General features: G+C 53.6%; 25 protein-coding genes and 2 pseudogenes. 18 read left to right on the top strand and 9 right to left on the bottom strand.

The features are described from left to right. Positions 1–40: 40 nt before the first annotated feature. The 12 genes from LJU29_RS29195 to LJU29_RS29475 all read left to right on the top strand — a co-directional run bounded on the left by LJU29_RS29195 (position 41) and on the right by LJU29_RS29475 (position 12,357). Positions 41–286 carry a PapB/FocB family fimbrial expression transcriptional regulator gene (locus tag LJU29_RS29195; protein ID WP_005746137.1) on the top strand — a complete coding sequence of 82 codons (246 nt, stop codon included), beginning with the start codon at positions 41–43 and terminating at the stop codon, positions 284–286. A gap of 77 nt (positions 287–363) precedes the next feature. Continuing rightward, on the top strand, positions 364–501 hold the full coding sequence (locus tag LJU29_RS29190; protein WP_005746136.1) for a hypothetical protein: 138 nt from the start codon (positions 364–366) through the stop codon (positions 499–501). Positions 502–632: 131 nt separating this feature from the next. Continuing rightward, positions 633–1,061 (top strand): GntR family transcriptional regulator, encoded by a 429-nt coding sequence (locus LJU29_RS29185; RefSeq protein ID WP_096059926.1) that lies wholly within the window; start codon positions 633–635, stop codon positions 1,059–1,061. Between the two features lie 353 nt (positions 1,062–1,414). Beyond that, positions 1,415–2,317 (top strand): hypothetical protein, encoded by a 903-nt coding sequence (locus tag LJU29_RS29180; RefSeq protein WP_257113114.1) that lies wholly within the window; start codon positions 1,415–1,417, stop codon positions 2,315–2,317. A 16-nt stretch (positions 2,318–2,333) separates the two neighbouring features. Continuing rightward, positions 2,334–2,561, top strand: coding sequence for a hypothetical protein (locus LJU29_RS29175; protein ID WP_192485877.1), 228 nt, complete (start codon positions 2,334–2,336; stop codon positions 2,559–2,561). Between the two features lie 397 nt (positions 2,562–2,958). Then, the gene (locus tag LJU29_RS29170) at positions 2,959–4,272 is read left to right on the top strand and encodes a replication initiation protein (RefSeq protein ID WP_257113111.1); all 1,314 of its coding nucleotides are present in this window, start codon (positions 2,959–2,961) and stop codon (positions 4,270–4,272) included. Between the two features lie 225 nt (positions 4,273–4,497). Next, entirely contained in the window at positions 4,498–4,785 is a 288-nt protein-coding gene (locus LJU29_RS29165) for an HU family DNA-binding protein (RefSeq protein ID WP_004667956.1), read from the top strand. A 144-nt stretch (positions 4,786–4,929) separates the two neighbouring features. Then, positions 4,930–5,628 (top strand): GNAT family N-acetyltransferase, encoded by a 699-nt coding sequence (locus LJU29_RS29160; RefSeq protein WP_060410174.1) that lies wholly within the window; start codon positions 4,930–4,932, stop codon positions 5,626–5,628. 453 nt (positions 5,629–6,081) lie between these two features. Further along, on the top strand, positions 6,082–6,516 hold the full coding sequence (locus LJU29_RS29155) for a MobA/MobL family protein (protein ID WP_257113108.1): 435 nt from the start codon (positions 6,082–6,084) through the stop codon (positions 6,514–6,516). Positions 6,517–6,626: 110 nt separating this feature from the next. Then, positions 6,627–9,293 carry a TrlF family AAA-like ATPase gene (locus tag LJU29_RS29150; protein WP_019331241.1) on the top strand — a complete coding sequence of 889 codons (2,667 nt, stop codon included), beginning with the start codon at positions 6,627–6,629 and terminating at the stop codon, positions 9,291–9,293. Beyond that, positions 9,275–10,432: an RNA/DNA-binding domain-containing protein gene (locus LJU29_RS29145; RefSeq protein WP_005740916.1), complete on the top strand. Its 1,158-nt coding sequence runs from the start codon at positions 9,275–9,277 to the stop codon at positions 10,430–10,432. Before LJU29_RS29150 ends, LJU29_RS29145 begins: the two co-directional genes overlap by 19 nt. Positions 10,433–10,956: 524 nt before the next feature. Further along, a complete protein-coding gene (locus tag LJU29_RS29475) occupies positions 10,957–12,357 on the top strand; it encodes a phosphatase domain-containing putative toxin (RefSeq protein WP_371321931.1) in 1,401 nt (466 codons plus the stop codon). Positions 12,358–12,422: 65 nt separating this feature from the next. Here LJU29_RS29475 and LJU29_RS29130 read toward each other — a convergent pair whose 3' ends face one another. Next, positions 12,423–12,689, bottom strand: a complete 267-nt coding sequence (locus LJU29_RS29130) for a hypothetical protein (protein ID WP_257113107.1) — start codon at positions 12,687–12,689, stop codon at positions 12,423–12,425. 163 nt (positions 12,690–12,852) lie between these two features. Further along, positions 12,853–13,284: pseudogene (locus tag LJU29_RS29125) on the bottom strand (IS110 family RNA-guided transposase); the annotation flags it as partial. Between the two features lie 247 nt (positions 13,285–13,531). On the opposite strand from LJU29_RS29125, the pseudogene LJU29_RS29120 reads away from it, so the two are divergent. From LJU29_RS29120 to LJU29_RS29110, 3 genes and pseudogenes are all read left to right on the top strand, one after another. Then, positions 13,532–14,284: pseudogene (locus tag LJU29_RS29120) on the top strand (DUF4113 domain-containing protein); the annotation flags it as partial. A gap of 301 nt (positions 14,285–14,585) precedes the next feature. Beyond that, entirely contained in the window at positions 14,586–15,035 is a 450-nt protein-coding gene (locus LJU29_RS29115) for a type II toxin-antitoxin system PemK/MazF family toxin (protein ID WP_005760341.1), read from the top strand. A gap of 283 nt (positions 15,036–15,318) precedes the next feature. Continuing rightward, on the top strand, positions 15,319–15,528 hold the full coding sequence (locus LJU29_RS29110) for a carbon storage regulator (RefSeq protein WP_057434511.1): 210 nt from the start codon (positions 15,319–15,321) through the stop codon (positions 15,526–15,528). A 140-nt stretch (positions 15,529–15,668) separates the two neighbouring features. Here the strand turns inward: LJU29_RS29110 and LJU29_RS29105 are convergent, their stop codons facing one another. Beyond that, on the bottom strand, positions 15,669–16,166 hold the full coding sequence (locus tag LJU29_RS29105; protein WP_005760339.1) for a hypothetical protein: 498 nt from the start codon (positions 16,164–16,166) through the stop codon (positions 15,669–15,671). Positions 16,167–16,408: 242 nt separating this feature from the next. Then, positions 16,409–17,095 carry a recombinase family protein gene (locus LJU29_RS29100; protein ID WP_257113128.1) on the bottom strand — a complete coding sequence of 229 codons (687 nt, stop codon included), beginning with the start codon at positions 17,093–17,095 and terminating at the stop codon, positions 16,409–16,411. 354 nt (positions 17,096–17,449) lie between these two features. On the opposite strand from LJU29_RS29100, the gene LJU29_RS29095 reads away from it, so the two are divergent. Further along, a complete protein-coding gene (locus LJU29_RS29095) occupies positions 17,450–18,103 on the top strand; it encodes a division plane positioning ATPase MipZ (protein ID WP_015060677.1) in 654 nt (217 codons plus the stop codon). A 48-nt stretch (positions 18,104–18,151) separates the two neighbouring features. Further along, positions 18,152–18,463 (top strand): YlcI/YnfO family protein, encoded by a 312-nt coding sequence (locus tag LJU29_RS29090; RefSeq protein ID WP_053480882.1) that lies wholly within the window; start codon positions 18,152–18,154, stop codon positions 18,461–18,463. Between the two features lie 318 nt (positions 18,464–18,781). On the opposite strand, the gene LJU29_RS29085 is transcribed toward LJU29_RS29090, so the two are convergent. The 3 genes from LJU29_RS29085 to LJU29_RS29075 form a co-directional block, all read right to left on the bottom strand. Continuing rightward, positions 18,782–19,162 carry a hypothetical protein gene (locus LJU29_RS29085; protein ID WP_015060680.1) on the bottom strand — a complete coding sequence of 127 codons (381 nt, stop codon included), beginning with the start codon at positions 19,160–19,162 and terminating at the stop codon, positions 18,782–18,784. Positions 19,163–19,358: 196 nt separating this feature from the next. Further along, complete coding sequence (locus LJU29_RS29080) at positions 19,359–19,829, bottom strand: DUF6392 family protein (protein ID WP_257113126.1); 471 nt, start codon at positions 19,827–19,829, stop codon at positions 19,359–19,361. 87 nt (positions 19,830–19,916) lie between these two features. Then, on the bottom strand, positions 19,917–20,267 hold the full coding sequence (locus tag LJU29_RS29075; RefSeq protein ID WP_004666693.1) for a helix-turn-helix domain-containing protein: 351 nt from the start codon (positions 20,265–20,267) through the stop codon (positions 19,917–19,919). A 263-nt stretch (positions 20,268–20,530) separates the two neighbouring features. On the opposite strand from LJU29_RS29075, the gene LJU29_RS29070 reads away from it, so the two are divergent. Then, positions 20,531–20,929: a transcription termination/antitermination NusG family protein gene (locus LJU29_RS29070; RefSeq protein ID WP_257113124.1), complete on the top strand. Its 399-nt coding sequence runs from the start codon at positions 20,531–20,533 to the stop codon at positions 20,927–20,929. Here the strand turns inward: LJU29_RS29070 and LJU29_RS29065 are convergent. Then, complete coding sequence (locus tag LJU29_RS29065; RefSeq protein ID WP_057432826.1) at positions 20,825–21,538, bottom strand: YecA/YgfB family protein; 714 nt, start codon at positions 21,536–21,538, stop codon at positions 20,825–20,827. The genes LJU29_RS29070 and LJU29_RS29065 overlap by 105 nt on opposite strands. Positions 21,539–21,568: 30 nt before the next feature. Further along, the gene (locus LJU29_RS29060; protein ID WP_257113003.1) at positions 21,569–24,544 is read right to left on the bottom strand and encodes a Tn3 family transposase; all 2,976 of its coding nucleotides are present in this window, start codon (positions 24,542–24,544) and stop codon (positions 21,569–21,571) included. Positions 24,545–24,546: the final 2 nt, after the last annotated feature.

Here is a 24,546-nt window from a genome sequence, read left to right as displayed (position 1 = left end):
TATTTAACTAAATTAGGTAAACTTTTGATTGAGGTTCGCGGTGGCTGAAAAACACAAATTGGTACCTGGTGAAGTGGACCCTGATCACTTTACCGCGTTGCTTCGCCTAACCGGAATCCGCAGTGAAGCAATCGTCGCTGCACTACGCGGTCACCTTATCGAGGGCCGCAAGCAGATAGAGCTATGCCGCGAATTTAGCATCACCCCATCACTGCTCTCCAGAAAGGTGGCCGATTTTAACAAGGTCAGCAACCTTGCCGAGGACGTATCAACTTTTTACCGATAGAGGTTAACTATCTCTTGATGAGTTGACCGATAAGGGTTAACTTTGCCCTGTCGAATCTAATTCTTGAGGGCAACCTAATGACATTTCTAGTCATTCTTCACACGGCACAGGGCGATGTTCGCACTCGCTACCCACGCCATAAGCAGGCACAGGCTATCGCGCATTGGCAGGAATATGCGGCCACTGGCAAGAAAGCCAGCCTGATGATCGACTGATCGACCCGCCCCGCTCTTCGGGGCTCTTAAGCGGTTCCTGATACACATCACAACCCCCTCAATCATGTGCAGCGCTGAGCCCAGCGCTACGGCGCAGGGGGCAGTTTGCATCCGTTAAAGAGGTGAAGGACATGATTAACCACAGAACGCAAAAACTGCACGTTCAGCAGGTGCTTGAGCACCTGGCCCACGGTCTGGCACAGCCAATAGCGCTGCCCCGCGAGGCCATTGAAGAAGCGCTGCGCGCAGCCATCATGGCCGGACGACTTGAACCGGGTGAACGGCTCACGCAGCAAGCCATTGCCGATGCCTTTCAGGTCAGCCGGATGCCGGTGCGCGAAGCCCTGCGTTCGCTGGAGACGCAGGGTTACATCGCGACCGCGTCTCACAAAGGCTATCGCGTCACGAACGGCCAGGAGTTGCCCCGGCACGGTCACCTGCCTGGCTTGCTGAGGTGCGTGGCAGAACGGCATACGCAGCTGGGCGACCTCGAAGCAAAAGTTGCCTTTGAAAACGAAATCCTGCGCGTCCTGGGCCGACTGCGCCCGACCCCTTGCTAATGCTCCCGTTGGGAGAAACGCACTGTGAAAAACGTGCCTGTCCGCCTCTTCAAGACCCAAAAGGCTGCATATGACAACACTGACTGATACTCGCGCTAGATATCAAAAGCTATTAGACGACCATGGATTAACCCTGGCAGATAGCGCGGCATTGATCTGCCAACACACTCAAAGACCTTGCTCTGTTCGTGCTGTGCGTTCATGGCTGAATGACCCCGCCAAGCCCAGCTCTCGATCTTGTCCTGAGTGGGCTGTAAACGCGTTATCCAGCGCTTTGTCCGGTTGAGCCACGCCTCATCCTTTCACAGCCATCGAACCAGAAGGCGTCACCGCATATGGCGCAAAGGAACCCCATGAGCACTTCACTGAGTCGCCTTTTAACCCTGCAAGCTGTTCGTAATCTCACCTCGCTCAAGCGCGACGCCAAGCGCCTCCAGAAGAAATCACAGCAGGTCTTTGGCACAGAGCACTCGCTCGCTGTGTGCCAGCAGGCTATGGCAGTTTCGCGAGGCTTCACCTCCCTTGCCACTCTTGATGCCCTCTCAGATCGGCTGGGCATGAACCGGCGCAATCCGTTCTGGACACTCACAGGGCGGAGCGACGCTCACCAGGCCGTACTGGATACCCTTTTTCGCCTGGACCTGGATTTTGCTGATGTCGGTCCACTGGTGTTCATCGGGCAGCAGCAACACGCACTGCGGCCTGCACTGATTCTGCTCCTGGAGCGAATGAGCGCAATGGCTAGGCCTGGCTTGATCCTGATAGAAAGCACCGCAGCAGCGATTCAGGACACGGCGTTATTCAAGGCTGCAACCGAATTGGAGCTACACGAGACACTGATGGGGTTTCGCGCCCTGGACCTACGTGAACATAACCTTCCCGTGGAGTTGGCTGACTGCGCACTCGAAAGCCGCTGGCGTCCCTGGGTTGTCCTCTTCTCACGTGACGATCCCGTCAGCGAACAGCGCGCCGGTATCGTTCATTCGTACTTCGCGGCCCGTGCAACGGACCATGGCCGACTTCCCATCCTGTACGTTTCCGAGAATACCGGCGCTTATGTTCCTAACGCATTCAGGCTGGAAAGTCACACCGCTATCGTCAACGGCTTGGCCGACTTCCCAAGCGGGGACGTTTTCGCTGCGAACGACAGCTATGCCCACGCAGTGAAGGTTTTGAGCACCGAAGCGGACCTTCAGTTTATGGGCTCAAAAGTACCCTTTGCGCGGGATGGCCATGTACCTGCACTGAAACGCTAACTGAGGAAACACAACAATGACAAACCACCTTTCTAAATTCATCAGCAACAACGATAGGCGCAACGATGAAGCGTATCAGCTGATCAGCCAGGATCGGCTCGACGGTGTGTCTAGGGGCGCATGGGAGGCCGGTGCCGTCTGGCTTGACGCGGCTGATTTTCAGCGGTTCCGGCGCGGGCTTTACCCACGGCTGTTGAGCACATCGAGCCCGGCAGGACCGGTGGTGGCCAGGAAAGCGTCCTAGCTCGTTGAAAGCAGCGGATTTTGTAGGGCGAAAAGCGGAGGTCCCATGCTACTATCCGGCACAGTTTTATTTGCAGGAAAGCGACGATGTAGATTCACGAATAGCAGAAACCAAAAAGCCCCGCTTGCCGGCGGGGCTTTTTGGAAAATCCTGAACAGGCCGTTTGCTAGCGGATCACCTGTTCAACACACATAACGTGAGCTGATTATGGCGTTCACTGCGGCTTTGTGCAAGTCGTCAAAAGTGAAGCCTTCAGTTCACCGCTGAACGGTGGACTTATGGAAAAGATTCTTCAGCGGCTGTGCGTCCTCGATGACCGCACCCAGCCCCCCACGCTGACCCCTTGCGTCACACCTTTTCACGCCGTTGGCCAATCAGTTGGCCAAGGCGGCGAAGCATGAGCCACGACAACGCGCTCAGCCTTTCCCTCGCTGCCTCGCTCACGGCTAACGCCGATCCGATGGCCATCAGCACCCACCTGCCGCCTGCCCGTTTCTTCGAAGACGGCACTGCGCTCAACCGGTTATTGCTGGAAGCGCCGTACATGGCGCGGTGCAGTGACGACAAAACCGCGACCCGCGTTCGTCCTCGTGAATACGCGCTGCGTTACCCCTACATGCAGGTCAATCGTCCTGGCATGGTGTCCTGGCTGGTGTTCGACCTGGACCATGCCAACGCCTTGGCCTGGGACGATGCCGGTTTACCTGCGCCGAACCTGATGGTGCGTAACCGAAAAAGCGGCCATTCCCAGTTGTTCTATGCCGTCCCGTCCGTGTGCACCACCGAGAACGCACGGGCCAAGCCGATTCAGTACATGAAGGCGATCTATGCCGCGTTTGCCGCTCGCCTTGATGCCGATGTGGACTACCACGGTGGCCCTGTGGCCAAAACACCCGGTCACCCTTGGTGGGAGACGACCGAATTTCACAACCACGTGTACGAACTGGGCGAACTGGCGAGCGCGGTGGAGTTGACCGTCAAGCCGTGGGCCACCGGCCCCAAGCTTGACCAGGTCAGCCATTCGCGCCACTGCATCCTGTTTGAGCAGCTGCGTTATTTTGCGTACAGCATCGTCAATCGCGAGCGCGAGCTGGGTTCGTTCGAGTCGTTCATGCGCTCGCTCGATGCGTATGCGTACAACCACAACAGCTTTCTGAAGCAGGGGTTTTCGGAAAACCTGCCGCTGTCGTCGATACGCGCCACGGTCAAATCCGTAGGCCGCTGGACGTGGGATCGCTACACCGGTGATCGCCGTTGCCACCGAGGGGCCATGCAGCTCGATGGCAGCTTGTCGCTCACCGAACGGCAGAGCCTGGCGGCCAAGCGCACTAATGAGCTGCGGCAAAAAGCCACAGAATCGAAGATACGGGCCGCGTGCAGGCAGCTTCAAGACCAGGGCAAGGCACTGGTACGTTCTGCGATTGCAACGCTCGCCGGCGTATCGGTGAGAACGGTGGCCAGCTACGCGCACATCCTCACGGAAGTCTCCCGACCTGCCAGTGTGAGTGTTCTGAGGGGCAGCCGTAAGGCTGTGTCCGTACCTCCTCGGCAGGATCGTTCACCCGCTAACCCACCCGTTCAGGCCCACGTTGGTCAGCCTGCTGATGGCCGCGCCTCGGGTGTGCAATCCGGTGTACATCAGATATCTGCGGTCCCGCAGGGGCCGCAAGCCGGAGAGTCCTTAAAAACAGAACATGAGGATGGTTCATGATGGGGAGTGAGCGTATGAATTCAGTGCGTGGAGCCTTCGCACTATTGCGCTGCATAGCCCGCCAGCACTGCTGCCAGTGAGTGTTCTGGCCGAACTCAAGCCTGGTTCGTGTCTCAACCTTTCGCGATCAATGGGGGCTGCTACTGGAGAGCTGGGCTCTTGCCTGCCCAAAGCCGACGCCTTACTCTGCAATCCAAATGAATTTGATCTGGAAGGAACACCACCATGGCTCTGACGAAAGACCAATTGGTTGCCGGTATTGCTGAAGCTATCGATGCGCCAAAAACCACCGCGCGTAAGGCTCTTGAGCAATTGGGACAGATCGTTGCCGACCAACTGGAAAGCGGTGCAGAAATCACTCTACCGGGCATCGGCAAACTGAAAGTTGCAGAGCGTCCAGCACGCACTGGCCGCAACCCTTCGACTGGTGCCGCTATCGAAATTGCTGCCAAGAAAGCCATCAAGTTCGTCCCGGCCAAAGTGCTGAACGACTCGATCAACAAGGGGTTGTAAGCCGTAACCGCCGAAATTTCCGTCATGGGCGGAAAGCCAGTAATGGTGCGGATTGACGCCAAACATTTGTTTCCCGGCAGTAATGCCGCCAAGCGGAAAACGGCCTTGGATTAGCCCCCTTACACGTTATCCCAAGATTTCATAATGATTATTACCCGATACGACACACATCCCATTCCGTATGGCGTTGGTGACCAGGTTATCCAGTTGGTCACCGACAACGTTACTGAGCTGAGCTTGAATTCGGTGCCGCCAAGCAATCTCATGTACGAGGTTTTTCGTTGGGCTCTGCCTACAGAGGTGGGCGTATATCTGAGTCGAATCTCAGAAGAGCCAGGCAAACCCGTAGAGCTTTTAGTGGCATTTGATGAGGTAGAGACAGAGGTTGTGACCGGTTTTGTTCTGTACTTGCCTGTGGCTACTCATCCCGAGGCTTGCGGAGTCAATTACATGTGTGTGAGGCAGTCTCATCGATGCCGTGGTATAGGTCGTGAATTGATGAGAGCGCTGATCGAGTTGTACCCCCACACTGAGCTGACGTGCACGATCAAAAAAGTGCCATTTTACGAGTCAGCAGGCATGCAAGTTATTGATTCACACAACACCCAGATTGTGATGAATACACGGTCTGAGAGTACGAAAGGGATGATGCAGATACTCAACGTTCAGCCAATTTACGATTCTCCAGAAGCTGGAGCAATCTACGACCGCCTTGTGCAGAAGTGGGGTCTCAAGGAGATGCGCAAAGCAGAGAAGCAACTCGCGCGTCATACCGATCAACTCGAACGACAAGCTCGGGAGTACGTTGAAAGTCGCCTGAAGGACCGTCAGGCGACCGTCTGACGGCAGGTTCATATATAGGAATTTCAATAATTCCTATACAAGGCAATCCGCCGAAAAAGGTACCCTCGGCGTGATGCCAACGTGGCGTCGATTCTGGGGGAACGCGTTTTTCACGCCACATCGGCGTCTAAAAACGCGTCCATTGCGACGTTTTGCCATGTCAGGCGCACCTTGGGGAGCCCGCAGAATTCGGGAAAAATCGTACGTTAAGAACTGCCGACAGGAGGCATGCCTTCGCGCAACCTGGACTGTGTCCGATTGAAGCACACCTCAACCCGGCGTCAGGCTACTCACTGGCACCGCGTCAGACTAGGGCCGTTTTCTGCATTTTCTGACGCCGAGGCGTCTATCTTTATGGTTTCAACTGACAGGTAGAATGCTTAGCGTACGATTTTGTCCGTTTTCTCTATTCCCCCCTGATGGCGTCATTCAGGTACCGAAAGAACACTAAAAGTGACACACCCGGAAATCCGTTTTCTGAACCGCCGCATTCGGGGGAGATCACAAGCCAAAACAGAGGCAGAAACCATCGCCATCTTCCACGCCAGTACCAAGCCGATAGCACGTAGCGCCGGACGTTCGTACGTTGCTGCTGCCTATCGGTCTGGTACTAAGCTGGTTGATATCCGCACCAGTCTTGTCCATGACTACACACGGCGCGGTGGTGTTTTTTCCACAGAGATCATGTTTCCGGACGGCACCAGCACCGAGCGTAATGCTCTGTGGAACGCCGCCGAATCCGCAGAAAAGCGCAAGGATGGCCGGACTGGTCGAGAGTGGATCATCGCGCTACCCGCCGAACTGGATGACGGAGCGCGCCAAAAACTGGTATCTGCGTTTGGCATCAAGCTGGCCAACCTGTTGCCTTTCCAGATGATATGGCAATAGGTTTTTGCATCAGTTGCGTGACGCTATCCAGTCTCAAAGAACGCGTTTATAGGCTGGCCGGAAATTTCGGCGGTTTGGGCGTACAACCCCCCCTGTAAGGAGAAGGCACGATGAAAAGTCTGCCACCAAAGCAGTCAAGGGCTCGATCAGTTGTCTTCGCGGAAGGCGCGCAGTGGATACGCGCAGACTTTCATCTGCACACACGAGCTGATCGCGAATTCAAGTACACGGGCGATGACAACTTCTATCACAGCAACTACGTGGATGCGCTTGAGAAAGCTAGCATACGGCTGGGCGTCATCACTAATCACAACAAGTTCGACCTTGATGAGTTCAAAGCGCTGCGAAAAACGGCTCAGAATAAGGGCATTGCCCTGCTGCCGGGCGTCGAGTTGTCGGTCAACGATGGGGCCAATGGCATCCACACTCTTGTTGTATTCTCAGACGAATGGATTGATGAGCACGACCACATTAACCCCTTCCTGACAAGCGCATTCGAAGGTAAAACGCCGGCGCAGTACGAGCAGGAGAACGGCCGTTCCTCCTGGTCTCTTTTGGAGACGATCAAGAAACTGGAAAGCTATCACCGCGACTTCTTTTTAGTCTTCGCCCACGTCGAAGCACCGAGTGGCTTGTGGGCGGAGCTGGATGGCGGCCGACTCACTGATTTGGGGCAAAATGAATTCTTCCGGCGCAGAACGCTGGCATTTCAGAAGGTTCGCACTCACGACGGGGCGGGCAAAGACAAACCTTGCCGCACTAAGATTCAAAGCTGGCTGCAAAGCTGGTACCCCGCGGAACTCGAAGGCAGCGACCCCAAGGGTATAGATGAAATTGGTCGGGGCAAAACCAGCTACTTAAAGCTAGGCGAGCTGTCCTTCGGGGCGGTGAAGTTTGCCTTGGGTGATCCCGCTGCGCGGGTGGCTATGGAACCGCAGAAACATAAGGCCTCGCACATTCGAAGCATCCACTTTGATGGTGGCATTCTCGACGGGCAGACGCTGCACTTCTCCTCCGAGCTCAATGCGCTCATCGGCATCCGGGGCAGCGGCAAGTCCTCTCTCTTGGAGGCTGTGCGCTATGCTCTTGATATTCCGCGAGGCGAGAAGGTACAGGACACCAAGTACAAAGATGAGTTGATCCGCCACACCTTGGGCAGCGGCGGCAAGGTGACGCTAACGGCTTGCGATATTTACGGGCAAGAGTTCACCATCTCCCGCATCTTCCGCGAAGCACCTAACGTTTATCTGGGCGGCACCTTGCAACCCGGCGTTTCGATTCGAGAAACCGTGCTGCGCAGCCCGATCTATTTCGGGCAAAAAGATCTCTCAAGTACCGGCGAAGGCTTCGAGACCGATCTGGTGGAGAAACTGGTTGGCGAAAAGCTCCGTGTGCTGCGCGAAGCAATCGAAACTCAGCGCCAGCGCGTGTGCGAAGCTGCGCAACGCTGGCTCAAGCTCAGCAACATTGCCGAAACTAAACGTGACTTCAACGCTCAGCTTACCGATGCGAACTTCCGTCTGAAGAAGTTCGAAGAGTACGGTGTCGCCGACAAGCTCCAAAAGCGTCTGGGATTCCAGCAGGACGCAACTGCGCTCGCGCGCATGGCGGAGCGTGCAGACGACTTCATCCTCGCCTTGGGCAGCCTCATCGCCGAGCATGAGGACGAACTGCGCAACGCGACGAGCTACGTTTCCAAGCAGAATCCAGACTTCTTCGTGGCTTACAACGCCGAATTTTCCAACCTCGTTGCCGGGGTCGATCAGCTCAAGCAGATCGAGCAGGACATGCGCGCTGTTGCGGCTCGTCTCGGGACCAAGCAGTACGAGTTTGAAGGGGCTAGTAAGAGTCTTCAGGAGGAGTTTGCGCAAGTCGAGCGGCAACTGGCTCAAGAACTCAAGCAAACCGGTATGACAGCCATCCAGCCGGACGATTTTCTGGCCCAGCAACAGCGCAAAACCAAGGCGGAGCAAATGCTGGATGCTTTAGCCAAGCAGGAATCACAGCAGACCACCATTCGCGATGGGTTATTTGCCGAAATCGACAAGCTCAATGAACTTTGGCTGAGGGAATTTACCACCATCAAGACGGAGCTGGATCGCGTGAACGCTGTCAACACTGCCTTGCAGATCGAAGCTGACTTCAAAGGTGACAAAGAAGCCGCTATTAGCTTCATGCAGCAGCTTTTTAAGGGTAGTAACATCCGCGAAACCACCCTGCGAGCGGTTATGGAGGACTATGCCGATTTCGGTGGGCTGCTGCGTTCACTGCCTAGGGCTTTAGTCAAGGCTGGAAGCGCGCCTGAAGTCTTTGAGAAGACTTTTATGCAGTACCTGATCGAGTTTAGCGCATGGCAGGTGCCAAACCGCTTCGTGATCCGTTATCGCGGCAAGGAGCTGAGGCACCACTCGCTCGGACAGCGCGCTTCGGCCCTGCTGTTATATGTACTCAGCCAACGACAGAACGATGTCATCATTATAGACCAGCCGGAAGACGATTTGGACAACCAGACCATCTATGACGATGTGATCAAACTGCTGCGCGAGATGAAACCTCACGCCCAGTTCATCTTCGCTACCCACAATGCCAACTTCCCAGTGCTGGGTGACGCAGAGCAGGTGCACGCCTTTCAGTACCAAGACGAGAAGGTCGCCACACAAAGCGGTAGCATCGATGCCCATCCGGTGCAGGAGGCCATCATCAACATTATGGAAGGAGGCCAGGAAGCCTTCAACCGCCGTAAAGAGGTTTACAATTTATGGAAACTACAGAGCTGATCGACGTCATCAGTCGAGGCGAGGACAGCCGCCAGCAATTCAAAGCTGACATGACCAATGCCGATGCGTTGGCCGCCGAGATCGTTGCTTTTAGCAACACCGCTGGCGGGCGCATCCTCATCGGCGTGAATGACGATGGATCGGTGCGCGGGCTGTCCGGTGCCGACTTGGCTCGCCTCAACCAACTTGTCTCCAATGCGGCTTCTCAAAACGTCCGTCCAGCTGTAAATCCGTTTACAGACAACGTGCCGCACCCAAATGGCACAGTAATGGTCGTCTCTATTCCTGAAGGCATCAGCAAGCCATACATGGATAAAAACGGCACTATTTGGGTGAAGAATGGCTCAGACAAGCGCCGTGCCACCTCACGCGAGGAACTTCAGCGCCTATTTCAGCAAGCGGGCCTGGTACATGCCGATGAAACACCTGTGGCGGGCTTGGGCCCGGGGGAGGTGGACTTGCCCTATTTCGAAGCATTTTTTGAGCAGCAATTCGGCGAGCAGCTGGCGTTACACAACCAGCCGCTACCTCAGTTGCTGACCAACATGAATCTGATGAACCAAGGACACCTCAATGTGGCCGGCAGCCTGCTGTTTGCCAAGGTGCCGCACTACGCGCTGCCAGCCTTCATCATCAAGGCAGTGGCCTTTGTAGGCAACGAGATTGAGGACGAGCGCTACATCGACAGCCGCGACATAACCGGCAAGCTGGCTGACGTGTTCCAGCAGGCTCTGGGTTTTATCATCGCCAATACCCGCGCCGTGCAGGGTGCCCAAGGCTTCAACTCTCCGGGTCAGGCCGAGATACCGCGCATCGTCTGGGAAGAATTGGTTGCCAACGCGCTTGTACATCGCGACTACTTCATCAGCGCCCCGGTGCGCGTGCTGGTCTTTATGGATCGAGTCGAGATCATCAGTCCTGGCCACCTACCCAACAACCTGACCATTGAAAACATCAAAGCAGGTAACTCCAATATGCGCAATCCCATCCTGGCTTCCTTCGCCGCCAAGCTCTTGCCTTACCGTGGTCTGGGTAGCGGCCTGCTGCGCGCACTGAGGGCCTGGCCGCAAATTGAACTCGTCGATGATCGTGCCGGGAATCTGTTCAAAGCCATTGTAGTACGCCCCGGTGTGTTGTAGATAGATACGCTGGAGCCCTCGGAAATTTTGTCGCTTAAGATCCAGCCCGAGCACCAGCGCGTCTGAGTCGATGGGCTTACGGCCCAACGAGGCCCTCACGTGCGTCTTTCATCAGGGTCCGAGCGATCAGCTCAAGATGACCGTTTGTAGTACCGCAGTCCTTCACCTTCTTTCCGTCGATCCGGCACATGCAGCGGAGTCAAACAGAAACTATTGGGCTTGTGCTCAATGGGGATGCCCTTGTAGTACGATTTTTTCCGAATTCTGCAGCTCTCCTTTTTGAGTGGTCGAGGTTTGTAAGTGGGCGGTGCAGAGGCCACGTCAGCAGGATGGCTTCTCATCGTGGTGAATGACGGCGGTGATGGCCAATCCGCCTGGCCCTTCTCTCATCGAAACGCTTACGCAAGAAGCGTCGGGAAACCTGTCGTTCTGATTCTTCGGAACCCCACAAGCATTTAAGACCACGTATTAAGATCCAATTTATTAACTCAGCCATCAACTCATCCGAGGTAGCTCAAACAGCTATGTATCCCCTGAAATCTATTCAAAACAGCATTACAACTCCCCTAATGAGTGGCATTAAGCCATTAGAGGCGGAGGGCTCTCAGTCACAGCATTCCCATCCTGACAGGATTTTACCTTCCCTATTGAGCCAAAGTGCTCAGCTAGCTCTAGATCGCCTATCAGCTCAGCCTAATGCTGATTACCAACGCGTTGCATCACTGGTACGCAACGCTCTGCAGGACGGTAAATTCCAACTTCAATCCAGTAACGACACGCAAGTTATCTATAAAACGTCAGTCTCTTCGCCAGCTATCGCCGCCACCATAGGGGCCGCCCACTTAATTGATAACGAGCTGACGGTTCAGGCCCGCCTAAATGATCAATTTGAGTACGACATCGTAAGCGCCCATTTGCGTGGCCCTTCGCAAGACATATCCATCGATGTATTCAGCCCTCCCCCGGCGAATGATCTAGCGTCCTCTGGCTTGAGCGAACGTACGCATCTAGGTATGAATCGGGCCTTATTACGCTACGCGGTGCCCCCTAGGGAAACCGAAGACCAATGTGTTATGGTTATCGACAAAGTGCCGCCACCCAAACACGGACAAATGTCTTTCTTCCGTGCCACTAATGACTTGAGCAAACTGCCTTCGGGAATGGAGACGGACGGATTGTCCGATCTGAAATTGGCTGGTTGTGAACGCATTTCTTCCGTCGAGCAGGTGAAGAATATTCGCGCCGCCCTTGGGGGCGGGCCTCTAACCGTATTAGATCTGCGCGAAGAATCTCATGCGATTGTCAACGGTTTGCCTGTCACCTTACGTGGCCCGATGGATTGGGCCAACGCTGGTTTATCCCAAGTTGACGGAGCTGCACGTGAAAGTGCCATGATTACAGAACTGAAGCGAGCCAAGTCTGTAACGTTGGTCGATGCCAATTATGTGAAAGGTAAAAAAAGTAATCCTCAGACGACAGAACTGAAAGATTTGAATGTTCAGAGCGAACGAGAAGTCGTTACAGCGGCCGGCGCGACTTACCGCCGCGTGGCCATTACCGACCATAATAGGCCGAGCCCGGAAGCGACTGACGAGCTAGTAAACATCATGCGCCACTGCCTTCAGGCAAATGAGTCGGTAGTTGTGCACTGTAACGGCGGTCGCGGTCGTACCACCACGGCCATGACAATGGTAGACATGCTTAAGAACGCTCGTAACCATTCAGCAGAAACTCTCATCAGGCGTATGGCCAAGCTCAGCTATGACTACAACATGACGGATCTAGGCAGCATTTCTGCACTCAAGCGGCCATTCCTGGAAGACAGACTAAAATTTCTGCATGCCTTTCATGACTATGCCCGCAACAACCCAAGCGGATTACCTCTTAACTGGACACAGTGGCGCGCAAAAATAGCGTCAGAATAATGAACAGGGCAGCCTGCGGCTGCAAATCGCCCGTTCATGCATAGGAATTTCAAAATGCCTATGCATCAAGCTGACGCTTGGAAGCGGTCCTTCAGGCGACTTTCAACGTACTCCCGAGCTTGTCGTTCGAGTTGATCGGTATGACGCGCGAGTTGCTTCTCTGCTTTGCGCATCTCCTTGAGACCCCACTTCTGCACAAGGCGGTCGTAGATTGCTCCAGCTTCTGGAGAATCGTAAATTGGCTGAACGTTGAGTATCTGCATCATCCCTTTCGTACTCTCAGACCGTGTATTCATCACAATCTGGGAGTTGTGTGAATCAATAACTTGCATGCCTGCTGACTCGTAAAATGGCACTTTTTTGATCGTGCACGTCAGCTCAGTGTGGGGGTACAACCCGCTTCACATCAACGACGGCAGTGCACATTGATCCTTTTATCCGCTCATGATCCTCGCCCTAACGCCTTACAAGGTGATCAGTCATGACCTCTGGTGTTTACGCGCCCGTTGGTTCTGCCTGTTCAGGCTTGAACGTGTCGCCGTAATGCAGGACGGCCCAGGCCATCCTCGCATTCTTGGCGGCAATCGCCACGGCCGCACGCCAGTAACCCCGTCGCTCCATGAGGTTGCGGATCCAGCGACTGAGAGGATCTTGCTTATTGCCCAGGTTGGCCATGACAGATCGAGCTCCAAGCACCAGTAGACTGCGTAAATAGGCATCCCCGGCTTTGGTGATACTTCCCAGGCGCTGCTTGCCGCCGCTACTGTACTGGCTTGGCGTCAGACCGAGCCAGGCAGCCACTTGGCGACCGTTTCTGAAGTCGTGCCCATCTCCAATACTGGCCACTAAAGCACTTGCTGTGGTCGAGCCAACCCCACGCAATTGCAGCAGCCTACGGCTGCGGTCGTCTTCGCGAGCGATCTGATTGGGGAGCCAGCAGAATTCGGACAAAATCGTACGTTATGCCATCGTTTGCGGTTAGATTTTTAGCAAGATCACAATACTTTTCAGAGACTTATGGTTTTTAGGCTTGTCCGTTTGAAGTACACCTCAGCCCGGCGTCAGGCTGCTCACTGGCACCGCGTCAGACGCCGAGGCGTCTATCTCTATGCTCTTAACCTGACAGGTCGAATGCTTAACGTACGATTTTGTCCGTTTTCTCTATCGACCCCATTGGGTGCTGCGCAATACCTCTGTCGGAGAAGTCTGGGGCATCGGTCGAAAGATGAAAGCGCATCTGGAGGGCATGCGGATCCTGTCGGCCAAGGACCTCGCTATGGCTGATCCCTGGATGCTGCGCAAAACGTTTAGCGTTGTGATCGAGAAAACTGCACGGGAGCTTGCAGGCACCGCGTGCCTGGAGCTGGACGAAGTCGAGCCGCCACGACAAGAGATTTGTTGCAGCAGAATGTTCGGCAAGCGGCTGACCGAGCTGGGCCCGATCAAAGAGGCGGTGGCCACCTACATGATGCGTGCCTCTGAGAAGCTGCGAGCTCAGGGATCCGTGTGCAAAAAGATCAGGGTGAGCATCCGCACCGGCCAGTTCAATCCTGACGAGGCCAAGTATGCAAACGGCGCACTGGTCCAGTTGCCCTACCCCACCAACGATGTGAGGGTGATGACCCAATACGCGACGGAGGCGGTCTCTCGGATTTTTCGCCCAGGCTTCAGGTACAGCAAAGCAGAAGTGCTGCTGATGGATATCTGCCAGCCAGGCGAATTTACTGATGACCTGTTCGCGGTCAATCAACCGTTGAGTTCAGATCGGCTGATGGCCGCTTTGGACTCAATCAACGGCAAGTGGGGACGTGGGACGCTGCGTACAGGATCAGTGCCGGTCGTTCCAGATTGGGGCATGCGCCGTGAGCAGATGAGTCAGAGCTACACGACGCGGCTTGATCAGCTGTGGGTAGTAAAGGCCAAGTGATCAAGCGCAATTTGGTAAGCTCTTGTAGTAAGGGCCGGGGAACGATGGAACCGCAACGCACTTAAGACGCGGTTAGAAGTCGCTAATTCTCTCAGGTGGGGGGGATTGGGATTAGCGAACTTTGATTTTCTGAACGAGTTATCGTACCAGCCAGGCTGCACGCGGGTTTACGGACTGGCACTGGGCTGTAAGTGCACTTTCTGTTCCGTTGCACCCCAAACCCCATTCCTACTGACTGCCGTAGCAGTGCCAGGCCATGGCATTATGATGCTTTGATGGTATCCACCTTTAAGGACGATTGATGGCTATTAATTTTGAGCCCAAGATTGGGCAGGTGCTGGAATGCAACTACGGGGATTATCAGTACGATGAGGCAGGAGAAATCCTATTCAGAAGCTATGACTTTCGCCTCAAGCCCGAAATGATAAAGAACCGACTGGTGGTCGTGCTGAACGCACGGATTGACTCCAGTGCTTGCATAGTCGTGCCGCTATCCACCACAAAGGATTTCGGAAAGCTAGGCAGAGGGCTACACGTCGAGCTGGACAGCGATTTGATAGACGAACTCCCCTATTTCAAGCAGAAAATCAGATGGGCCAAGGCGGATCTTGTGGAGCAGGTCAGCAAGCAACGCCTCTTCAAGCCTAGGGCGATGCGCGGGCATCTTGAACAGGTGCTGTCGCGGGAGGTCGTGACGCTTATTCAAATAGCGGTCATAAAGTCCGTAAACGCTGGGGCATTGCTCAAATAAGTTGACATGCGTGTCACCCAATAATAGAATTTGCGACGTAGCCCTTGAGGCACTTGAGTTTTATCCCCCTAGAGGGACCTGCAAAGCCCGGCCAATGGTCGGGCTTTTGCCTTTCTGATACACGCGTTTCTTTCGCATGCCCCATGCAGGGTATCAGCCCGTGATTTCTCTTAGCCTTCCAGGCGGCTAAGCATAGCGACTAATAGGTCAGGCTCGTTCGCCTCTGCAAGGTGCAGCATACGGACGCAGTCGCGCTAGCCAGCCGAAAACAAAGGAAAGTCGTATGCTCCTTCTGACTCGCCGCGAAGGTGAAAATATTATGATTGGCGATGCAATTCAGTTCCAAGTCCTAAGCGTTTCAGAGGGGGCTGTGCGTATCCAGATTGAAGCTCCGGATTTCGTCGAGGTCCGCGAAGTGAGCGACCGCAAGCACGGCCCTGCCATCACTCATAAGCGGCGGCGCTCGTTGGTCACAAGGTCGAAATCAAGGTAGCCTCTGCTCAAGGCCCTCTCGTATATAGGAGAGCCTACAGAATACGGAAAAAATCGTACGGTAAGCAATGTCGGCAGGAGGCAGGCCCTCGTGCCGCTGGGCTGAGAGTTGGGCAAACCAGCATCAAGAGTCCCCAGTACCTATTTCGTAAGCATCTCTCGGGTTTCCTTATTGTTCTCGACGACCACCTGCTTAGCAATAACTCCCCCTTGCAGCGATAGGCCGTATTGCGTAGGCACTTGCCAAGTCACTTTCGAGCTGAGGTAATATTTGCCAGGTGGAACGTCGGAGAATTTGAAATATCCCGTTCCATCAGCTTGCGTCACCTTCATGCCCTTCTCGGCTCGAGCATCCGGAGCACCTAAGGATTTTCCACCAATATAGCTTTCTGCGTACCACTGGTTTGTATAGCTGGTCACTGGAAGAATGTAGACATCACTCCCTGCTCCATACTTTACATCACCGCCCACAGTCCGCATGAATACTTGACCGGTCAGAGTACCCGTGCCGCTGGCAGCCAATTGGTCATATTCTGCCACAGGGAATGGAACTCTCGGAACGATCTGCTGCTGGGGTGCTGCACACGCTCCAAGTGTTGAAGCTATGAATACAGCCAGCCCGATTTGCTTGAATTTCATGGTATCCCTCCCGATTTTTTTCGCGACTGTAGCCAGGCGTATGTCGAGGCTTATCCAACCATTGCTTCCCTATACGTTTTTCGGTTTCGGGTCGACCTGCCGGGCCTTTCCAAGGACATATACGGATCCGACGCGCTCACGCTGTGTGATAGCTAACAACTTCCACCCTTCCTGCTGGATTAGCTGATTTGCTTCTTCAACGCCCAGTGCTTCCACCAGTTGAAACGCTTCATGCAACTGCATTAATAATCCCCCATATACTCACTGGCGTTTTTCGGCGCGTCCTCACCCAAGTATCCGATTTTAACCTTAGCTTGGTTCTGTGCCCACACACGTTTTACCTGGCTGACGCTGACCCCCGCCAGCCGAGCAGTCTCTGCAATGCTACACCCGCCGCCTTTAAGGGCAATGACCTGTTCGTGCACTTTAGCATTCGGCTTGCGTCCTCTATATAGACCAGCGCTCTTGGCCAAGTCGATGCCTTGCCGCTGTCGCTCTCGCCGTTCCTCGAAGTCGTCACGCGCTATTTGCAGTGCCACACGCAACAGCATGTCTTGTACGCCTTGCAAAACCACCTTGGCGACGCCACCGGATGCCTCGGCCAATTCAGATAAATCGACGATGCCAGGCACCGCCAAGCGTGCGCCCTTAGCCTTGATCGCGTCCACAAGCCTTTCTGCTTCGACTAAGGGAAGACGGCTGATTCGGTCGATCTTCTCAGCGATGACGACTTCACCTGGTTGCAGGTCCTCGATCATGCGCAACAGCTCGGGACGGTCGGATCGAGCGCCCGAGGCTTTTTCGCGATAGACCGCAGCCACGTAGTAGCCCGATGCTCGCGCATTGCCAATGATCGCTTCTTGGCGCAGCAAGTCCTGGTCTTCTGTACTGACACGCAGGTACACCCGCGCAACGTTAAGAGTCGTCATGGCGTAGCCTATTTACGTATACCCAAATAAGCCGAGCTTATCAGCTATGGCTCAATTGACCTAAATGCAACCCTAAAGAGCTATGCTGGAAAGAACCACCTTTTTGAACCATACCGAGCGGCAGTGGCAGAGTTTAGGTTGTGTCCTGACCCCCTCCTAAAAGCCTTCAACGTATCCGCATTCCTAGCATACAAATGAAATACGAGTGAAATACAAATTTTTACTATGTACATACAGTGTAAACCATTGGGTGTCATACGTTGTATTTCTTATGAAATACTAGGTATTGACAATTTTGTATTCTCGCGTACATACTATGAAATACCGGGTACATACAATGCGTGAGGTAGATCCATGGTCATTCTATTTGCGTCTGACAAAGGCGGTGTAGGCAAAAGCACTACAGCGGCCAATATGGCCGTAATGATGTCCAGCAAGGGAAAAAGCGTAATCATTCTTAAAACAGATCAAAACCCTGACTTAATGACCTGGGCAGAAATCCGTAGTACAGCAGGTCTTTCCATCATCCCCGTTCATGAAGCGTACAGGGATGTGAGCAGTGAGATTTTACGGCTTAAGCCTATGTGCGACGTCCTGCTTGTCGATTGCCCAGGGCATGACAGCGCTGAATTTCGTAGTGCGTTAACGGTAGTCGACACCCTAATCACATTGATTAAACCGTCATCAATGTTTGAAAAAGGCACTCTGACTAATCTCACTGAGACTGTACGCACAGCGCAGTACAAGCATGGAAATGCGGCTCTGAAAGCCTACGTTTTAATGACGCGCATCAAGCCAAACAAGGTCCCGGATGCCATCGCTTTAGATGAGGAACTACGTAGTGACAGCGTGTGGATACAGCCGTTGAAAGCTCGACTGTCTGAGCTGGATATTTACGAGAATGCCGTAAATGTCGGCGCAGGTGTGCACGAGGTAGAACGTGCTAGCAGCTTGCCAAAAGCCAAAGCGCAGCTTGAGCTAGTGGCACAAGAGATAGGGTTGCTGTAATACATTTTTGAAATACAGTGTATGTACGCTGTATGCGGAGATTTCCTTATGAAGCTTAAAAAACCGTCTTTCCAGATACCTATCGTTGATGGGTCTGAAATTTCAGCTCCCCAAGCAAGTACTGCTCGTTTCATCGCGTCAGGGGATCGCCGTCCAGACTCAGGAAGGCCGATACCGGCAACCTTTCGCTTGCCTCAAACAGTGATTGATGCTCTTGAAGAGGAAGCGGGACGAACCGGTCAGAACAAAACGACAATTCTGAAAGCGGCAGTCATGGCGTACAGTTTTCTTGAAGAAAACGAGAAGAACAAGTGGTTGTTGGATTCTATGAAAATGTCGTCAGGGAGGCAGAGAAATTAAAGTCAGCTCAAAAAGATGCCGGGGTATGGCGGTAACCATCCCCGGCGCGAACAAAAACTCCTTGGAGGGAAGATTATGTCCGAAAGAGATTATAACACAGTCCGTAACCTACACATAAGCCAGCTTTCAGACCCTAAATATCTGCACTTGCTGCGAGAGTTTGCTGGTCACATGGCCCCTCCATGCGTGGCAGAGGCCCTAATGAAGTGGCTTAATCGCCTTTGAGTAATGAAATTAGAACTGCCGTAACTCGAACGTTACGGCAGCATCGTAAATTTAAGCCCGCTTGAAAACTTCATTTCAGCGCGATCCGTAACGTTACATTCCAGCAGCATTCAGTAGTGGATTACTTGATGAGCCATTGCCGCCGTTGGTTTTATAAGCATCAATCATCGTTCCCTTTTTTGACCACTCAAAAACTGTTGCTTCAGCTGTATTTTTTCCTACAAAGGGGACTGCTGGGATGTGATTATAGTCGTAGCGCCATATCTCTTTTCCGCTCAATTCGCTCTTTGAGCTGGGGTAACCTATCTCTCTAACGACCTGGTCTTGGTTAGCATGAGTCGCTTTGAGCTGCTGAACTTTTTCAGGAGATACATATGTACCAGTCTCATAATCCAGCGGGGAACGACCGTTAGCGCATCCTCCCAACCCTGACAGGGAAAGTGCTGCTGCGGCTACTAAAATTGCTTTTCTCATGTCCATATTCCTGAATTAGTCAAACGTTGTCGCGTCTATTTAATTTTTGCATACGCATCGCTAAGGGTGCAACAAAACGCTTTATTGAAAGCTCTAGGGAGACGCTGATTTATTCTAAAACCCAGCTGTTGCCCCCAGATAAATCAAGGCCTCCAGAGCGTTGCAGGGACGAAAAATCGAATAAATCAGCGCCTCCCTAGATATTTTTTTCAACTAAAGAAATTAATATATTGCTGACCAACATATTTTCGTTGTATTGAATGTCCAGAATCGCCTCTGGGTGCAAGGATGAATCGAGCTGATATACATCCCACCCGTACAGCTCTGTTGGAAATAGATCCATTTGCGACTTGGTAAACATTGGAGCTCCAAGCAGTAAGCGAGCATCTCTTTTATTTCTTATCTTATCTAAGGGATGTGGCAAAATCCCCATGAATTCAGGGTAAGCTTTATTGAGAGCTCTAGCAAATGAAAAAGTAATCATTTCAAGACAAAGGGTTTCTTCCCAAAAGACCAGTTCGACACCTGGAGCTATTTCCAGTTCGAGTGTTTCTTCGCTTTCGTACAGATGAGATAGTTTAGTATCAGTAATTAAACCTTCCTGCATAAGGGCTTTGTGTGACATGCCCATGTTTTTTATTAAGGATATAATATTATTATTTTGCATGTTTATATCTATCAATTGATGTCTGCATAAAGCGGGTTACTCCAGCCCCAAAAGCCCTTTTTACCAGAAAATCCGAGACGTTGCCTATCACCGCCCACGTTCGGGTTGGGTCGATTCTTTGGCAACGCCAATCAGCCGCTCTAGCTGGCTAGGATCATTGATCGTGCGAACGAGGTCTATCAATTCCGAGCGTAAATCAAGCACAGCCTGGAGCTTTACATCGATTTTGACGGGTAGGAGGTCCATAGGCGAAATCTCAAAGAATTCAGCCATCTTGATAAGCTGCTCGCCATCAGGGGCTGTTTCTGCGCGTTCGTATCGACCGATAGAGGCAACCTCGCACTCAATGGCTTCTGCCAACGCTGATTGAGTAAGGCCTCTACTCTTGCGGTGTGCCTTTATGCGAGATCCGATTATTTTGCGGATTGAGCTCATCATGGCGCCCAAAATCCGTTTATTTTCAACACTTTATTTTATTTTTAAAGAGTATTTTTGTATTTTCTACAAAAATGACTTGTTGTAGGTGTTGTCGGACGCTAAAATCGCGACGTAGCTATGTGTTGTGGCAATTTTAAATACTGTATGTATAATCAGTCCTCTGATATGGATCAACGGGGGCGGCCAAGATTTAGAATCAGGCCTTAAGAAAAAGAACAGACGGCGCGTTTGTGGCGGAGCGTGCCCAGAGCAGGAGTAAAAGGATGTCAAATTGGTATCTTATCAACCACAATCCAAAAGCAGTTCAGGGAATCATTTTTCGCATTCGCGCTCTAGGCGCAGAAGATGTGTATTCCCCAGCTAATCTAAAAATTACTAAAAGGTTAGACTGCAATGGGGTCCGAACCTCAGAAACGCAGTTGTTTCCCGGTTATCTGTTTGTAAAGTTGAACCCTGAGGTTTTACACACGTCCATCGTTTTGCAGGTTTCAGGAGTTGGGGTCCGGGGAGCAATGGAACAGGGAAGTCAGTTAAGCTGCCTGGGTCACCAGCAATGGTCAGTGCATCGTTGGGGATTTGGATCCGCAGCAATGTTTGAATTTGCGTCCACTGCTGCACGGACAGGGGGCGTTGCGTCCAATTTTCGGTCCTTCTCTGCGTAGTGGTACATCGGGTGGTCTCAGTGCCAGCGACCATCGATGAGGCTCGAAGAAGCGATAGATGATCGTCAGACTGGCGATCATCATCTCAATCACTTCTTCACGCTTTTCGTTAGTAACCGACGGTGGTCGCAGCGCTGGATCGGGGTCATTCTCATAGGCCAAGAGCATGATGGGGAGCATCGGCCCGCTATGTTCGTCGCTGTCGATCAGGTCACGCCAACTTCCAGGTCGGGCCTGAACTCCGCGCATAAAGCCCAGAGCCCAATCGTTGCCGTAAGTAATGCCATCGTCATCCTCCAACAGCACTGGCAAATACACGTCAGGCTCCTCCAGCGTGTGAAGCAATACCGATGCAATCGTATTCCAGTGGCGCATGATGAGCCCCATCATGTCGGTAGCCTGAGCATTGCTCTCAAAACTAAAATTCTCGCCCAAGATTTGTGGTAGGTACTCGCTGGGAGGCACCATCTCCGGACCACAGATCAGTGCCGCAAAATAGCCGTCGAGCATTTCAATGTTCATGGCCGGTGAGCCGATGGCATCAAGAAAATCAGTCAGCCTATCGAGTTCGGCATCGGTCAGCGCTTGTTGAAAAGGTGGATGGCTCATGGGGTGTTTGTTCCAATAAAGTTGAGTAATTCAGGTTTCTGAGGCTTTCCCAAGTGGCCGCAGTTCTCCGCGTGCGACGGCATCCGGTACGGAGAATGAGTAGCGCCCGAGCATGTTGATATGCTCATGACCAAACGGCGAAAGCCGCGCCTCGTCTTCGGGTCGCACCGGATAGCCTTCGCGGCGTAGCTGTGTGAGTATCGCGTCCATGTACAAGGTGTTCCACAAAACGATCATGTTCACGACTAGTCCGAGCGCACTCAACTGATCCTCCTGTCCCTCGCGGTAGCGCTGGAACAGTTCTCCGCGCTTGCCGTGGAAGACCTCGCGGGCCAGGCTATGGCGACCCTCGCCGAGATTGAGTTGCTGCAGCGTTCCGCGTCTGCGCGACTCGTCGTCAATGAAGTTCAGTGTGTGAATAGTCTTGTCGATGCGACCAATTTCAGCAATGGCCTGGGCCAGTCGTGTCGGTCGCTCATCGACCTGCAGGGTGCGCATGATTCCCATCGCGGGCACCAGGCCAAGTTTGAGTGAACCAATCAAACGCAGTACGTCGTCCCAATGTGGTGTGATGCGATCAAGGTTGACGCACTGTTTTGCCAGAGCGTTGAGTTCGCCGTAGTCGGCTTGTGCATCGACTCGCCAGAACCGAGTGCCACCGATGTCTGCCAAGCGTGGGCTAAACCTATACCCCAGAAGCCGGAACAAGCCGAACACTACATCGCTATAAGCGCCATTGTCGGTCATGATCTGCGTGGGCTGCAATTCGGTCTGCTGCTCTAGTACGACCGCCAGTAACACCAGGCTGTCGCGCAAGGTGCCGGGGACGGTAATCGCGTTTAGCCCCGAGCATTGATCGGACAGCAGGTTATACCAAGTCACGCCGCGTCCACGATTGAAGTATTTTGGGTTTGGTCCGGCATGGACGGTGCGTACAGGCACCACAAAGCGCATGCCGTCAGCCGAAGCTACATCGCCGCCTCCCCAAGTGCGGGCCAGTGCGATGCGGTTTTGTGCGGCTACCAGCACGGCATTGCAGGCAGTCAGCGTGTCATCCCGCACGTAGTTTTGATCAACCCACAGCAGTCTGTCCCGCCGCAGTGCTGGTGTGTCCTGGCGTGCAAACGGTTCGGGGCCAGTGTTGCAGGCTTCGGCCAGGAGCACCGCGCACAGACTGGTGTTTAGATCGGCGGCCCGTGCTGTGCGTTCAGTTAGATGCGAGAACGCCTCCATGCAGTCGGTGCGGGTTGTTATCTCCAGTAGGATTTCCGGCAGATCGACGCGGGGCATGCGTATCTTGATCTCATGACGCAAAGCGATCAGCGATGCCGGTTCCGCCAATGCTTCCAGCGGGCTGAGTACCAATTCTGTCTTGTCGCCGACTGTCTCAAAGCGAACTGCGTCGTTGTCGGGCAGGCGTGCAGCGACGCGCCGATAGGTTTCATCCAGTTCCTGTGTCAACGCGGCCAAGGTGGCCTGCGGTTGCACGCTCAACTCCAGTGAGCGGCAAATGACAGGCCGCGCAGCCTCCCACTCGGTCCCTTCTAACAGGCCCGCGCGCGGGTCGGCATATCGCCAGCTTGAATTGACAAATACGTCGCGCCGACGAATCGCCACACGCAACTTGGCGAGGGCACAGAAGGCAAAGGCTCTGGAATTGACCTTTCCGTCCTCTCCCACGACATGACGTTGCCATGCCTTGTCCACAATGGTGATAGCTGGGTCATGGTCTGGCCTCTGATGCAACCATTGCAGTGCCTGTACCAGTGGGCGTGCTGTCGGATTGGCGTCGAACTGGATGACACGCAGCAGCGTCGGTAAAAAGCGCGTCACAGTCGCCTGTTTGGCCGCCAGTTCGGTGTAAAACACATCGTCTGGCGGGCGCACCAGAGTACCAATATCGTTCAGGGCCTGGGTCAGTTCGTCTTGTCCAATAGCGGCATACACACGCTCGCGTAATTCGCAGTCTGGCAGACTTGGGTCGAGTAGCATTCGACATGCGCTGGCCAGCATTGAAGCAGCCCGATCCAAGTCTTTCAACGTACGCTGCCTGGTCTTGCGATCTTCCTTTTGCGCCTTACTAAACAGTTCGCGCAACAACTGGTCGAGCACATCAAGGGCATCGTCATGAGCACTGGCTTCTAGACTGTGGACAAAAGACACCAGGGTAGCCATGCGCCGTGCGTCTGGAAGTCTGGCCACAGCTGAGACTTTGGCGGTGCTGGCAAAGCGTGCCAATGCCCCGATGCGACTGGGCGGTACCTTGGTATTAGGCAGTTTGATTCCCAGATCACGTATCGTTTCGATGCGCAACAATGCTTGTACCAGTGCTGGGGCACTCACGCGTACCGGTCCCTTGCGTAATCGATCAAGCCAGGACTGGCGACTGCCTTCGACAGGATCCAGCAAATCGTCAAGGCGCTGCCGCTGGACATCTGTTACGTCACGCGTCAGCAACCGCCAAAGGCGCGACTCCATGCGCGACCGCACCTCGGCAACGAATCGTTCCAAAAGGGTGACGCCAGGCAGCAGTACCTTGTGACCGATCAACCAACTGTTGGCATGCTCGAAAAGCACACTCGGGCGATCGGTGCCCGTCCAACACAGGGCGCATAGCCAGCGCCCAAGGTGAAATTGATTGCCGGTGTCTGCGAACTCACGGTAGCCATAGCGTGCGCGGATTTCGGTTGTGTGCTGCCAGCGCTGCCTGGTTCTGCGATAAGCTGCGACGCAATCGGCAAACTCAGGGATATTGAGCTGGGTTGCGAGGGTGCGCAGTACGGCTTCTGGCACGGCAGTGGGATCCTCCAGAAACGTACCAAGAAAACGCACGGTTGTCAGTTGTAGTGCATAGCCCAGACGGCTGCTGTCACGACGTTTGGTGGCGATCCACTCGCGGTCATCATCGTCCAGGTGGAAGTAGCGCGCCAGTTCTTCACTGGAAAGTGTCTCTGGATAGCGAGCGTAGCGTTCCCGTTGCGTGGTCGACAGGAAGCTGACGGGCATGC

It is taken from the genome of Pseudomonas ficuserectae (assembly GCF_024584585.1).
Taxonomy (GTDB): Bacteria; Pseudomonadota; Gammaproteobacteria; order Pseudomonadales; family Pseudomonadaceae; genus Aquipseudomonas; species Aquipseudomonas amygdali.
The sequence above is the reverse complement of the archived record's forward strand: the minus strand, read 5'-3'. Positions and strand labels throughout refer to the sequence as shown.

What these genes read in the sequence shown, in the direction of transcription:
- LJU29_RS29165 (WP_004667956.1), top strand. Translation starts at nt 4,498, where the DNA reads ATGGCTCTGACGAAAGACCAATTGGTTGCCGGTATTGCTGAAGCTATC.
- LJU29_RS29185 (WP_096059926.1), top strand. Translation starts at nt 633, where the DNA reads ATGATTAACCACAGAACGCAAAAACTGCACGTTCAGCAGGTGCTTGAG.
- LJU29_RS29060 (WP_257113003.1), bottom strand. Translation starts at nt 24,544, where the DNA reads ATGCCCGTCAGCTTCCTGTCGACCACGCAACGGGAACGCTACGCTCGC.
- LJU29_RS29085 (WP_015060680.1), bottom strand. Translation starts at nt 19,162, where the DNA reads ATGAGAAAAGCAATTTTAGTAGCCGCAGCAGCACTTTCCCTGTCAGGG.
- LJU29_RS29095 (WP_015060677.1), top strand. Translation starts at nt 17,450, where the DNA reads ATGGTCATTCTATTTGCGTCTGACAAAGGCGGTGTAGGCAAAAGCACT.
- LJU29_RS29115 (WP_005760341.1), top strand. Translation starts at nt 14,586, where the DNA reads ATGGCTATTAATTTTGAGCCCAAGATTGGGCAGGTGCTGGAATGCAAC.
- LJU29_RS29170 (WP_257113111.1), top strand. Translation starts at nt 2,959, where the DNA reads ATGAGCCACGACAACGCGCTCAGCCTTTCCCTCGCTGCCTCGCTCACG.
- LJU29_RS29100 (WP_257113128.1), bottom strand. Translation starts at nt 17,095, where the DNA reads ATGACGACTCTTAACGTTGCGCGGGTGTACCTGCGTGTCAGTACAGAA.
- LJU29_RS29475 (WP_371321931.1), top strand. Translation starts at nt 10,957, where the DNA reads ATGTATCCCCTGAAATCTATTCAAAACAGCATTACAACTCCCCTAATG.
- LJU29_RS29175 (WP_192485877.1), top strand. Translation starts at nt 2,334, where the DNA reads ATGACAAACCACCTTTCTAAATTCATCAGCAACAACGATAGGCGCAAC.
- LJU29_RS29065 (WP_057432826.1), bottom strand. Translation starts at nt 21,538, where the DNA reads ATGAGCCATCCACCTTTTCAACAAGCGCTGACCGATGCCGAACTCGAT.
- LJU29_RS29150 (WP_019331241.1), top strand. Translation starts at nt 6,627, where the DNA reads ATGAAAAGTCTGCCACCAAAGCAGTCAAGGGCTCGATCAGTTGTCTTC.
- LJU29_RS29180 (WP_257113114.1), top strand. Translation starts at nt 1,415, where the DNA reads ATGAGCACTTCACTGAGTCGCCTTTTAACCCTGCAAGCTGTTCGTAAT.
- LJU29_RS29190 (WP_005746136.1), top strand. Translation starts at nt 364, where the DNA reads ATGACATTTCTAGTCATTCTTCACACGGCACAGGGCGATGTTCGCACT.
- LJU29_RS29110 (WP_057434511.1), top strand. Translation starts at nt 15,319, where the DNA reads ATGCTCCTTCTGACTCGCCGCGAAGGTGAAAATATTATGATTGGCGAT.
- LJU29_RS29105 (WP_005760339.1), bottom strand. Translation starts at nt 16,166, where the DNA reads ATGAAATTCAAGCAAATCGGGCTGGCTGTATTCATAGCTTCAACACTT.
- LJU29_RS29090 (WP_053480882.1), top strand. Translation starts at nt 18,152, where the DNA reads ATGAAGCTTAAAAAACCGTCTTTCCAGATACCTATCGTTGATGGGTCT.
- LJU29_RS29145 (WP_005740916.1), top strand. Translation starts at nt 9,275, where the DNA reads ATGGAAACTACAGAGCTGATCGACGTCATCAGTCGAGGCGAGGACAGC.
- LJU29_RS29070 (WP_257113124.1), top strand. Translation starts at nt 20,531, where the DNA reads ATGTCAAATTGGTATCTTATCAACCACAATCCAAAAGCAGTTCAGGGA.
- LJU29_RS29075 (WP_004666693.1), bottom strand. Translation starts at nt 20,267, where the DNA reads ATGATGAGCTCAATCCGCAAAATAATCGGATCTCGCATAAAGGCACAC.
- LJU29_RS29080 (WP_257113126.1), bottom strand. Translation starts at nt 19,829, where the DNA reads ATGCAAAATAATAATATTATATCCTTAATAAAAAACATGGGCATGTCA.
- LJU29_RS29160 (WP_060410174.1), top strand. Translation starts at nt 4,930, where the DNA reads ATGATTATTACCCGATACGACACACATCCCATTCCGTATGGCGTTGGT.
- LJU29_RS29130 (WP_257113107.1), bottom strand. Translation starts at nt 12,689, where the DNA reads ATGCAAGTTATTGATTCACACAACTCCCAGATTGTGATGAATACACGG.